This is a genomic window from Rhizobium skierniewicense Ch11 (assembly GCF_023757665.1).
GTDB lineage: Bacteria > Pseudomonadota > Alphaproteobacteria > Rhizobiales > Rhizobiaceae > Agrobacterium > Agrobacterium skierniewicense.
The window spans coordinates 223875-234586 of sequence record NZ_RXPG01000028.1 but is presented as its reverse complement, the minus strand read 5'-3'; the positions used below and the strand labels follow the sequence as shown (position 1 = coordinate 234586).

The following is a 10712-nucleotide window of genomic DNA, read 5'->3' as shown; positions in this document are numbered from 1 at the left end:
TTTGTGCAATGCACGCACAGAAAGCAAGGAACATTTCCAACCCTTTGCGCATTGCAGCGCCACGGTCTCCATCCGGGTTTCCCGTTGCACATGGACAAGCATGCACGCCATGCTATTGCTGTCACGCTACGCACTTATGGTCGATGCCTGCAGGAGCCTTAGAATTCAAAATTTCATGGAAACGGCAAGGTACTGATGGCGCAAGGTAATCTGTCCACCGAGACGGTCGGCCATCCGACGTTCGATCTGACATTCAAAGCACAACTGGCGATGATGGGCAGCGCGTTTTGGACATCCAAGGTGCGCGGCAGGCTCATCCTGCTGATGTGCGCGCTGCTGACCATCATCCTCGTCACGGCTTACGGGCAGGTCAAGCTGAACGAGTGGAACGCACCGTTCTACAACGCACTCGAACGGCGCGATCTCAACGCATTCCTGCACCAGCTGGAAGTGTTCGCGATGATTGCAGGAGCGCTGCTGCTGCTCAACGTCTTCCAGACATGGCTGAACCAGATGACGGCGCTCAACATGCGCGAAGGTCTGGCAAAGGACATGGTCGACCAATGGTTCAGGCCCGGCCGTGCCGCACGCCTTGCCGGCTTCGGTGCCATCGCCGTCAACCCCGACCAGCGACTGCACGACGATGTGCGCAACCTGGCCGAAAGCAGCACGGCGCTTGCCATCGGGCTCGTCAATGCGACGATCCTGCTGGTCAGCTTCATCGGCGTTCTCTGGGGCTTGTCGGCGGGTTTTGCCATCGAGATCAGTGGCAAGATGGTCGAAATACCAGGTTACATGGTCTGGGCGGCGCTCATTTATGCAGGCTCGGCCTCGCTGCTGAGCAACATCGTCGGCCACCGTCTGGTGCCGTTGAATTCGGAGCGCTATTCGAAAGAGGCGGAGCTGCGCTTCTCGCTGATGCGGGCCAGCGAAAACGTCACCGCGATCACGCTGGCGCGCGGAGAGAAGAACGAGCGTCACCGCATCGGTGAAGACATCAACGCCGTGCTGTTTGTCATCAGGGGGCTGGCCATGGCGCTGACCCATCTGACATGGGTCTCGTCCGGTTACGGATGGCTTGCCATTGTTGCCCCTATTCTTATCGCCGCGCCCGTGTATTTTGCGGGAAATCTCAGCTTCGGCGGATTGATGATGGCAGTGGGTGCCTTCAACCAGGTCAATGTGGCTTTACGCTGGTACATCGATAATTTCGGTCCCATCGCCGCCTGGAAGGCGAACTTGCAGCGCGTCTCTGTGTTCCGCAATGCGCTGATCCAGATGGACAGTATCGAGCGGCACGGCAATACCATCGAGATCGAACCCGATACTGCAGGGCCGATCCGCTGGACGTCCGTCGAAATCTGCCCGGAGGCGGGCGGGCAGGACCTGTCCCGTGTTTTCCGGCTGCGGGAAGCGCCCGTGGAAATCAATATTGGTGACCGGCTGATGGTCAACGGCGATCAGGGCGTCAACCGGCGTCTGTTCTTTGCAGCCGTTGCGGGGCTATGGCCCTGGGGCCAGGGCAAGATTACGATGCCACCGCGCGAGGAAATGCTGTTCATCGCCCAGCATGGCTATCTACCGGCAGCGCCGTTGCGCGAAATCCTGTGCTATCCTCGCAGCCCGCAGAAATTCCAGGAGCAGGATTTTCTGAATGCCATGGAAAAATGCGGCCTTGGCCACATCATTCCGCGCATGGATGAAAACATCCGCTGGGACAAGAAGTTCGATTCCGATGAGCAGGCCTGCGTTCGCGTGGCCAATGCGTTGGTACTGAAGCCACGCTGGCTGTTTATTGACGATCTCCTCGAAGGGCTTGAAACAGAAACGGTCGAACGGCTGGCATCGGTGCTGGCGGGGATGACGGATACGGCCATCGTCTACATCGGCCGTTCGGAGACCATATTGCAGGTGCTGTCCCCGCGTGTGGTCCACCTCGATCTGGTGAAGGTCTGATGCTTACAGCTTCGCAAGCGGCGGGCTGATAGTCAGTGATGTCGTGTCGATGATGTGTACCGTCGGTGCCGCGACACGCATGAGCCGCATCGGCGCGAGCGTCATCAATAAAACCAGCGCGACGACAGCCAGAACGACGACCCGGTCGTCGCGCTTTTGCTTGACGGTATTGCCACTCCAATCATATGCCATAGCGGTCCTCGCGTATATTAGTATGAAAGAATTCAACGCAAGAGTGCCGCATTATAGTTAATAGACTGTTACTGGTCGGTTTAATTCCATGCTGACAGGGCCTTAGGAGAATGCCGAGCGACAGACGTCGCACTACGGATGACAATTAGCGCGTGTAAGTCTGTGCTCCGGTGGAGGCTGGAGGCTCAGCAGGCGTCGTGCGCCTACATGCCTGAGAGTAGCGCCAGCGCCTGTTCGTGAAGGGCTTTACTACTGGCCGCGATGATGCGGCCCGCGGCTTCCGGTCTGCCGCCATCCCAGTTTGTGATGACGCCACCCGCCTGCTCGATGATGGGAATGAGCGCGCCGACATCATAAGGTTTCAAACCGGATTCGATGACGAGATCGGCATGACCGCTCGCCACCAGGGTATAGGCGTAGCAATCGACACCATACCGGAAGAGGCGAACCTTTTCCTCGACGGCGCCGTAGCGTGCGGCTTCTTCAGGCGTGAAAATATGCGGGGACGTGGTGAAAAGGATCGCATCCGAAAGCGTTTCGCACGCGCGGGTCTTGATCTGCCTGTCACCACCGGGGCCGAAATACCACGCCTTCTGCCCGTCGGCAAAATAACGCTCGCCGGTAAAGGGTTGATCCATGATGCCCATGACGGCGCGACCGGAGGATTGAAAGCCGATCAGCGTTCCCCAGACGGGTAGGCCAGAAATGAAGGCGCGGGTGCCGTCGATCGGGTCGATGACCCAGACATGCTCGCGGTCCGTTCCGACATTGCCGTGCTCTTCGCCCAGGATGCCGTGTTTTGGAAAGTGTTGGGTTATCAACGCGCGAATGGCGGTTTCAGCGGCCTGATCGCCCTCTGTTACCGGATCGTAGCCGCCATCCTGCTTGTTGGCGACGGCGATGCCGGTGCGAAAGCGGGGCAGCGTTTCAGCTTTGGCGGCATCGGCAAGACGAAAGAAGAAATCGCGATCTGGCAGCATCAGAACCTCACTATTGCGAACATCATCCGGTCATAGCGTGCTTCTACCGGTCACGTCCACTGATGTGCGACTGTTCAAAAAGCGAGCACGTTTTTTGTGTGGTGGTGCGAATTGCGAGCAATCTGTATCAATTTGAGTAATATATGGGCAAAAATAAAGATGATTGACAATTGAGCACTTTGGGCATAATTTTTCAATCACAGTCTTTGACTGTAAATACCCTCCTTGGGTGTTTCCTCCCTAGACTTGACCGCGCCAAGGCGCGGTTTTTTTTGTCCGCCTCTCAGTGCGAGCCAAAGGATCAATTGTCGTCCGTGATTGGGGCGGCTACTCGGCGGCGAATGCCATGTCGATCGCATATTCGGAAACGAACATGGAAAGCTGGCGCATGAAGGCTTCGAGCGCCGCTTGCAGGGCGGCAAACTCCCGCGTTTTCAGCAGCGTCTTTTCATCCACGTAAAGCGCACGGCTGACCTCGATCTGCAGGGCATGCAGTGAACGGACGGGGCGACCGTAATGCTCGGTGATGAAGCCGCCAGCATAGGGTTTGTTGCAGACAGCGGTAAAACCCAGCTCTTCGAGAAAGTGCAAGGCCGCGCGGGAAATTTCACCGGATGCGCTGGTGCCGAAGCGGTCACCGATAATGACATCGGGACGAATGTTGGAACCCGCAAGTCTGATATTGCCCGGCATGGAATGGCAATCGACCAGCACGGCCATGCCGAAATTGGCGTGGGTGCGCGACACCAGCTTGCGAAGACAGGCGTGGTAGGGCTTGTAGATTCCCTCGATGCGGGCAAGACCTTCGTCCACCGGCAGGCGGTGGGTGTAGATGTCCATGTTCTCGGCGACGATACGCGGCACGGTGCCCAGCCCACCCGCAACCCGCATGGACCCGATATTGGCATAGGAGGGCAGGGCGCCCTCGAACATGCGTGGGTCAAGCTCGTAGGGCTCCCGGTTCACATCCAGATAGGCGCGCGGAAAATTGGCCTTGAGCAGAGGTGCGCCCATATCGACGGCACCGGAAAACAGCTCATCGACGTAGTGATCTTCCGAGCGGCGGATCTCGTAGGCGTTCAGCCTTGATGATTCGAGGAAGGAAACAGGGTAGCAGCGCCCACTGTGGGGCGAGTTGAAAACGAACGGAATGCTGTGAACGGCTGGTTCGTGCACCTCGAAGAGTTCGTACTCGCCCGTGACCCAGTCCATTCCGCCCCGTTTACCATGTCATAATTCTGCCAGAAGCTTCATGTTGCCAGTTAAGGCAGAGCAAGTCCATACTGCGTCACAGTCGCCCGAGTCATGATTCTACCGTTCACGTGATATTTACTGAAGATGCGGTATGATCGGGATAAGGTATTCCAATTAATCCAGAAGCTACGGTCATTTAAATGGTACAGAAAATTCTTCTCGCAGAAGATGACAATGATATGCGCCGCTTTCTCGTGAAGGCGTTGGAGAAAGCCGGATACAAGGTTTCCTCGTTCGATAACGGCGCAAGCGCCTATGACCGGCTTCGTGAAGAGCCCTTCTCGCTTCTCCTGACCGATATCGTCATGCCGGAAATGGACGGTATCGAGCTCGCCCGCCGCGCCACCGAACTGGACCCTGACCTGAAGGTCATGTTCATCACAGGCTTTGCGGCGGTCGCACTGAACGCTGATTCGAAAGCGCCGAAGGATGCGAAGGTGCTTTCCAAGCCTTTTCACCTGCGCGATCTCGTCGATGAAGTGAACAAACTCCTTGTGGCGTAAGGCCTCGCATAAAGCTTTCACAAAACTGAAAAAAAGCAGTTGACGCTTCATCCGGTTTCGTGATTTATGCGCCGCAACGGATGGGCGTATAGCTCAGCGGGAGAGCACTACGTTGACATCGTAGGGGTCACAGGTTCAATCCCTGTTACGCCCACCATCCAGTTTCAGAAGTATAAGGGCCTTGCGAGTGATTGCGAGGCCCTGCACTTGGCGTTCTTCGAGTTTACCGAATTTCACCTGCAAGCGTTATTCCGGTTCATAGACGCTTCATGCCGCGCATTATTTGGCGGGAGATGGCACCAAGCGCGCTGGTGACACGTTGAAGCAGATCGGCGGCGACGTCACCCCGTATATGAGACGCGCTGCTGGTGCTTGGCAACAGCTATGAACATGCCGCTACATAATAACAAGATATCGAAGGCGGGAAAACCCCGTCTGTCCTGTCCGCTGTCAAATGGGCAAATGTCAAGCTGGAATCGACTGGCGAAACAGGACGTAAAGGTGAGGTTCGCAAGATGATGAAGCACCCGCTTACCAATAGTCCTAGTTAACTTTTGCCCTGCCACGCTTATCGCAATTGATCGCGCTATCGAATAGATATACAAAAGAAATTAAATGGAAACTTTTCATCTGCGCATCTTTCAAAGCCAAGTACTTGACCAATGTAGGTTTCTATTGTTTGCTGCCGACGGGGTGAACAAGGGCCTGCAAAACAGTAATGTCGCGTTGGTCTTCTACAATTTGCAAAACATGCTCAACTCAGGAGCAAATATTTCAAAAATGCTCTGGGGCTCGAAAGGCAAAAAATCAGAGGAGCGACAAGCTCTCCGCGCCTCTATCGGCGTCCCGGAAAATTCTGCCCTTCGTGATGTAAACATGCGCAACAACTTTGAGCACATGGATGAAAGGATCGATAGATGGTGGCAGGAATCCAGCAATCATAATTACGCTGATAAAAACATCGGGCCAGAACACTTCATAGGTGGTCTAGCGCCCTACGATATGTTCAGAATGTTCGACCCATCATCAGCCAGTGTTACTTTTTGGGGCGAGAAATTTAACCTCCAAGCTCTCGTGACTGAAGTAGAAAGGATATTGCCAGTCCTCGAAGCCGAAGCGGCAAAGCCTCACTGGGAAAACTAAACGCCCACCTTGTGACGGGCGGGATCATTGATACATGCCTGCCTACAGGCTCACGGACAACTCAATCGTCGTCAAAAAGTTCTTCCGGTGGAGGTGAGGCCTTAATACTTGCCTGAGCCTCTGCGTGATCTAGCCAATAGGATTGACGTCGCGAAGGGTGGTGGCAGGATTCCATAGCGAACCTCCGGCCCCTTCGTTCAGGATATAAAACGAAATCAATGTTGGACCGTTAAGAAGTAATGCACAGGTCGAGCGAACCTAAAAGTCAGAACGCGAGAAGGACATTGTGCCGAAACAGCCCTTTACGAAAGGGGTATTTCTCAGAAATGCAGGACTTTTAGCAATTGGACAAAAGTTCACATCGCAGAGGTCTCAGGTTCAATCCTGTCACGCCACCACCCAATCAAGAAGTAGCAAGGCCTTGCGGGTAATCGCAGCGCCTGTTCTTTTTTTTGGCCCAAAATTTCTCTCGCAATGCACGGTTTCTCACCATCTCCATATATGACCTATGCGTCTAGTGCATGGCGGACGTGAGAGCTTGTGTCTTATCGCGGGGTGAGTTGAGGGCTATATTCCGGTGATCGAAACGACGTTGGAACCGAAGCAAGGTTGCTGGCGTCAGGAAGCCTCACGAAAGGGGATTATCATGAACGTAGCACGCTCTTTCAACAACTGGCGCAAATACCGTCAGACCGTTACCGAACTTGGCCGTATGAGCTCGCGTGAGCTTCAGGACCTCGGTATCAACCGCTCCGACATCCATAGTGTCGCTCGCGCGTCTGTCGGTCGCTAACACCGCCTGTATTCCAGATTTGATGATATCAAACGCCTGCGCATGTCGCGGGCGTTTTTGCGTGTGGCTTATCCCGATCTCTTCGATGCCATCAGCCACAGCAGGTAGGGGCCGCCGATAAGGGAGGCAAAAAGGCCAACCGGGATTTGGTACGGATAGATGACGACCCGGGACAACCAGTCGGCCGCCATCAATAGGCCTGCACCGATGAGGAGGGCGGCAATAAGCTGGTGGTTCGGTTTCTGGAAGCCGATGAGCCGGGAAAGGTGGGGCGCGATGAGACCCGCCAGGCTCAAGGGTCCCACCAGGAACGACGCGATCGCCGTCATCAGGGCGGCCAACATCGCAAGCACCAATCGGGCAGAGACTGTCTTCACACCGAGGCTGCGAGATACGGCGTTGCCGAGCGGTAGAATGGTGAGCCATCGGGTCATGAACAGCACCGGCACTGTCAGCACCACCAACGCGATGATCGCCGTCCAGGCCTCGAAGGCGCCTGCGCGGTTTGTCGATCCGAATAGCCACGTCAGAAGGGTGAAGCTGCGCATATCGCCTTGCGCCAAGACGATGCTGATGATGGCCATGGAAAAGGCGCTGATCGCGATGCCTGCCAAGAGCAGGCGTTCGGCAGCAAGGCCGGACCGTCCGGCGACGGCGATCATGACGAGGAAAGCCGTGAGAGCGCCCACGGCCATGCCTGCCATCATCACCACGGGTGAGGGGAAGCTGACGAGGAAAAGCGTGACCGTCAGGCCAACGCCGCCGCCTGTCGAAACACCCAGCACTTCCGGACTGGCGATGGGGTTTCCGGTCACCCGTTGCATGATGAACCCGGCTGCGCCCAACATGGCGCCAGCACCGCCCGCTGCCATAATGCGTGGCAGCCGGAACGGGAGGAGGTCGGCAAAGGATTTCCCGAAGGCCATGTGCCAGCCTTCAGTGGACTGGCCCAAGCTGATGACGGCGATGAACAGAATGGTGATGGCTGTTGCCAGAACAGCCAGTGCCATCACTGGTTTGCGCAGCGGTCGCAGCGCGGTGGCGGCACTGGCTGTCACCATTGAAAAACCCTGCACGCGGGGCAGGAGCAGCAAAACAAGTGGGCCGCCCAGAAGTGCCGTTGCGGCTCCAGTGGGGGCGATATCAGCAAAACCCGAACCCAGCAATTGCGTCAGGCAATCGGTCAGAAACAGGATGGCCGCGCCTGCAAGCGGTGCGACCGTCATGATCTGTGCCGTGGTGCGCGCACCGCACAGCCGTGCGACGCTGGGCGCCGCCAGGCCCAGAAAGCCGATGATGCCGACGAGCGCTGTGACCGACGCCGAAAGCCAGACAGCCAGCAGCAGGACAGCAAACCGGGTGGCGTGGAGCGCAACGCCCAAGCTTTTGGCGCTGGTGTCATCCAGCGCGAGAAGATTGAGCGGGCGCATCAGCGCCCAGGCTGCGAGAAGCCCCGCGGCGAGTTTCGGTACGAGCGAGATTACACCGCTCCAATCCTCCTGGTTCAGCGCGCCTGCGCCCCAGATGTGGATGGACAGCGCATATTCGCCGCGTGCCAGAATGAGCGCGATGCTGAGAGAGGCCGCGATGAGGCTGACGATCATGCCCGAGATCGCTACTGTGACCGGATCGAGCCCGCGCCGCCAGCTGAGTGCAAGCACGATAGCGATGGCCCCGAAACCGCCGCCGAGCGCGATCAGTTCCCGCGACAATCCGCCCAAAACAGGGACAATGCCGAGGCCCAGAGTGAGAGCCAACTGCGCGCCGGATGCGATTCCCAGCGTCGATGCATCAGCGATCGGGTTGCGCAGCACCCGCTGAAGCAATGCGCCCGACAGACCAAGGGCCGCACCGGCAAGAAGCGCGATGCTGGCACGTGGCAGGAGGCTGTGCCACAACAAAATCGTGTCGAGGGCAGCAGCAGAGGGTGTGTCTGGCGGAACATGCGGGCGCGAGATGACAAGCAGCACGAAGGCGGCGATGCAGGTGATGCCGAGCATGGTGGCGAAGATCGGCCCTGACGTACGTGTTCTCTCTGGCACAATAAGACTAGCCGTTCTGGACATGGGACAATCCTTGCACCAGCATATCGGCAAAGCGGCTTGCGGCGGGTAAAGCGCCGTAGGGGTTGACGGACCCGATTGTCAGCACGCGCCTCTCCCGCACGGCAGGCAGAGCGTTCCAGAACGTGCTTTTGGTCAGCGTTTCCAAGGCGTCTTGCGGGTGCGGCGGTATCAGAATGATGGTAGCATCCGGCATGGAGGCCAGCGTCTCGATGCCAACAGGCGCCGTTGCCGAATAGCTGGTGGCGCTTGTCCACGCATTGGTGAGGCCGATGCGTGTCAGAACCTCGCCGAACATGCTGTCTGCGCCAAAAACGCGAAAATGGCGTGCATCTCCCAGATTGATCAACAAAACAGGCTTGCTGTCGGCGCTGGAAAATGTGGTTTTGTAACGTTCTAGCCTTTCCACGAGATCCCCGACCAAAATCTTGGCCGCCGGTAGCTCGAGCTTCTCGCCGATTTCCAGCGTTGCTTTTTGTGCAAGTTGATAAGGGTTTTTGTCGGCGACGTAGATTGCGTGGCTTTCCACAGGCGCTATTTGTTCGATCAGCGGATCCGCCCAGGCGTAGAAATTCGAGTTGAAGATGATATCGGGACGGGCCGCATAGAGCGCTTCGAAATTCGGTGTGCCGCGCAGGCCGATATCCGACGTTTGGGCCGGCACGTCGGGCTTTACCGCCACCTGGGCAAATTGCCGAAGCTCGGTTGCAGCCACGACATGTGCGCCGATGGCTAATAGTGTTTCCAGAAGAGCCCAGTCAAGCGTTGCAACGCGTGGCACCGCAGGTTGAGCGCCTGCGCGGCTGGTCACAGCAAAGGTGGCAGCCGTTGCGGCAAGCAGGGTCCTGCGGGTCAGGCTTGGCATGTCCGGTGTCTCTCCTTGCCGGTATCGGATGGTTCGATATCCAGACGCCGGGCTTCAATAAACTTGCATTCGTTTATCAACTTTGTGTATGGCGTCAATATCGATGGTCTTTGACCAGAATGTTCCAGCCTTAAACGAAGTCCGTGTGGATATGCCCTATGCCCGACGTGTCGAAAGCCCGCAAATCGCCTGTTCTGTCGCTGACGGATGTGAGCTTTTCCATCGAGGGACGCACGCTTTTGCATCCGTTGACGCTTAAACTGGAGGCGGGCAAATCCATTGCGCTGATCGGCCATAACGGCTCCGGCAAATCGACGCTTTTGAAACTGATCGGGAGACAGCAGAAACAAAGCGGTGGCAGCATCCACTTTGAGGGCAAGCCTCTCGATGATTGGAGCGCACGGGATTTTGCCCGGCGGCTTGCCTATCTGCCGCAGAGAACACCTGCTGCGCCCGGCATGCTGGTTCGTGAACTTGTGGCTCTGGGGCGTTACCCCTGGCACGGCGCGCTGGGGCGGTTCGGAGCGAGTGATCAACAAAAGGTCGACGAGGCCATTGAGTTGACCGGCATTGCGCCCTTTGCCGAGCGCATGGTCGATAGCCTTTCAGGCGGAGAGCGCCAGCGTGTTTGGCTTGCCATGCTGGTTGCGCAGGATGCGTCATGCCTGTTGCTGGATGAGCCGATTTCCGCGCTGGACATCGGCCATCAGCTGGAGGTGTTGTCGTTGACGCATGCGCTGTGTCGCAAGAAGGGCATCACCGTTATCACCGTGCTGCATGACGTGAACATGGCCGCGCGGTTCTGCGACGAGATTGTCGCATTGCGGTCGGGACATTTGATTGCCTGTGGCACGCCGCAGGAGATTATGACGACCGATGCGCTTGCCCGAATCTATGGTGTGCAGATGGATATTCTTCACCAGCCATCCAGCGGACGTCTGGTCGCGCTGGCGCAGTAGGGCA

At 57.1% G+C, this 10712-nt stretch carries 10 protein-coding genes and 1 tRNA gene; 6 read left to right on the top strand and 5 right to left on the bottom strand.

Features of this window, described 5'->3' with window-relative positions:
- Positions 1 to 195 precede the first annotated feature (195 nt).
- Positions 196 to 1956 carry an ABC transporter ATP-binding protein/permease gene (locus EKM04_RS17755; protein WP_183895977.1) on the top strand — a complete coding sequence of 587 codons (1761 nt, stop codon included), beginning with the start codon at positions 196 to 198 and terminating at the stop codon, positions 1954 to 1956.
- Between the two features lie 3 nt (positions 1957 to 1959).
- On the opposite strand, the gene EKM04_RS17750 is transcribed toward EKM04_RS17755, so the two are convergent.
- The 3 genes from EKM04_RS17750 to EKM04_RS17740 form a co-directional block, all read right to left on the bottom strand.
- The gene (locus tag EKM04_RS17750; protein ID WP_183895975.1) at positions 1960 to 2148 is read right to left on the bottom strand and encodes a hypothetical protein; all 189 of its coding nucleotides are present in this window, start codon (positions 2146 to 2148) and stop codon (positions 1960 to 1962) included.
- A 203-nt stretch (positions 2149 to 2351) separates the two neighbouring features.
- Positions 2352 to 3128: a histidinol-phosphatase gene (gene hisN / locus EKM04_RS17745; protein WP_183895973.1), complete on the bottom strand. Its 777-nt coding sequence runs from the start codon at positions 3126 to 3128 to the stop codon at positions 2352 to 2354.
- A gap of 327 nt (positions 3129 to 3455) precedes the next feature.
- Positions 3456 to 4340, bottom strand: coding sequence for an N-formylglutamate amidohydrolase (locus tag EKM04_RS17740; RefSeq protein ID WP_174153930.1), 885 nt, complete (start codon positions 4338 to 4340; stop codon positions 3456 to 3458).
- Between the two features lie 182 nt (positions 4341 to 4522).
- Here EKM04_RS17740 and cpdR point away from each other — a divergent pair, with 182 nt between their 5' ends.
- The 4 genes from cpdR to EKM04_RS17720 all read left to right on the top strand — a co-directional run bounded on the left by cpdR (position 4523) and on the right by EKM04_RS17720 (position 6821).
- Positions 4523 to 4885, top strand: a complete 363-nt coding sequence (cpdR, locus tag EKM04_RS17735) for a cell cycle two-component system response regulator CpdR (protein WP_027675545.1) — start codon at positions 4523 to 4525, stop codon at positions 4883 to 4885.
- 82 nt (positions 4886 to 4967) lie between these two features.
- Positions 4968 to 5042 (top strand) — tRNA-Val (locus EKM04_RS17730).
- 458 nt (positions 5043 to 5500) lie between these two features.
- Entirely contained in the window at positions 5501 to 6028 is a 528-nt protein-coding gene (locus tag EKM04_RS17725; protein ID WP_183895971.1) for a hypothetical protein, read from the top strand.
- A gap of 646 nt (positions 6029 to 6674) precedes the next feature.
- Positions 6675 to 6821 (top strand): DUF1127 domain-containing protein, encoded by a 147-nt coding sequence (locus EKM04_RS17720; protein WP_174153929.1) that lies wholly within the window; start codon positions 6675 to 6677, stop codon positions 6819 to 6821.
- Positions 6822 to 6889: 68 nt separating this feature from the next.
- On the opposite strand, the gene fhuB is transcribed toward EKM04_RS17720, so the two are convergent.
- Both fhuB and EKM04_RS17710 read right to left on the bottom strand, forming a co-directional pair.
- Positions 6890 to 8887 carry a Fe(3+)-hydroxamate ABC transporter permease FhuB gene (gene fhuB, locus EKM04_RS17715; protein ID WP_183895969.1) on the bottom strand — a complete coding sequence of 666 codons (1998 nt, stop codon included), beginning with the start codon at positions 8885 to 8887 and terminating at the stop codon, positions 6890 to 6892.
- Entirely contained in the window at positions 8871 to 9749 is an 879-nt protein-coding gene (locus tag EKM04_RS17710; protein WP_183895967.1) for an ABC transporter substrate-binding protein, read from the bottom strand. Before EKM04_RS17710 ends, fhuB begins: the two co-directional genes overlap by 17 nt.
- Positions 9750 to 9907: 158 nt before the next feature.
- On the opposite strand from EKM04_RS17710, the gene EKM04_RS17705 reads away from it, so the two are divergent.
- Positions 9908 to 10708, top strand: a complete 801-nt coding sequence (locus EKM04_RS17705; RefSeq protein WP_183895965.1) for an ATP-binding cassette domain-containing protein — start codon at positions 9908 to 9910, stop codon at positions 10706 to 10708.
- Positions 10709 to 10712 lie beyond the last annotated feature (4 nt).

What these genes read in the sequence shown, in the direction of transcription:
- fhuB (WP_183895969.1), bottom strand. Translation starts at nt 8,887, where the DNA reads ATGTCCAGAACGGCTAGTCTTATTGTGCCAGAGAGAACACGTACGTCA.
- EKM04_RS17720 (WP_174153929.1), top strand. Translation starts at nt 6,675, where the DNA reads ATGAACGTAGCACGCTCTTTCAACAACTGGCGCAAATACCGTCAGACC.
- EKM04_RS17725 (WP_183895971.1), top strand. Translation starts at nt 5,501, where the DNA reads ATGGAAACTTTTCATCTGCGCATCTTTCAAAGCCAAGTACTTGACCAA.
- EKM04_RS17710 (WP_183895967.1), bottom strand. Translation starts at nt 9,749, where the DNA reads ATGCCAAGCCTGACCCGCAGGACCCTGCTTGCCGCAACGGCTGCCACC.
- EKM04_RS17705 (WP_183895965.1), top strand. Translation starts at nt 9,908, where the DNA reads ATGCCCGACGTGTCGAAAGCCCGCAAATCGCCTGTTCTGTCGCTGACG.
- EKM04_RS17750 (WP_183895975.1), bottom strand. Translation starts at nt 2,148, where the DNA reads ATGGCATATGATTGGAGTGGCAATACCGTCAAGCAAAAGCGCGACGAC.
- cpdR (WP_027675545.1), top strand. Translation starts at nt 4,523, where the DNA reads ATGGTACAGAAAATTCTTCTCGCAGAAGATGACAATGATATGCGCCGC.
- EKM04_RS17755 (WP_183895977.1), top strand. Translation starts at nt 196, where the DNA reads ATGGCGCAAGGTAATCTGTCCACCGAGACGGTCGGCCATCCGACGTTC.
- EKM04_RS17740 (WP_174153930.1), bottom strand. Translation starts at nt 4,340, where the DNA reads ATGGACTGGGTCACGGGCGAGTACGAACTCTTCGAGGTGCACGAACCA.
- hisN (WP_183895973.1), bottom strand. Translation starts at nt 3,128, where the DNA reads ATGCTGCCAGATCGCGATTTCTTCTTTCGTCTTGCCGATGCCGCCAAA.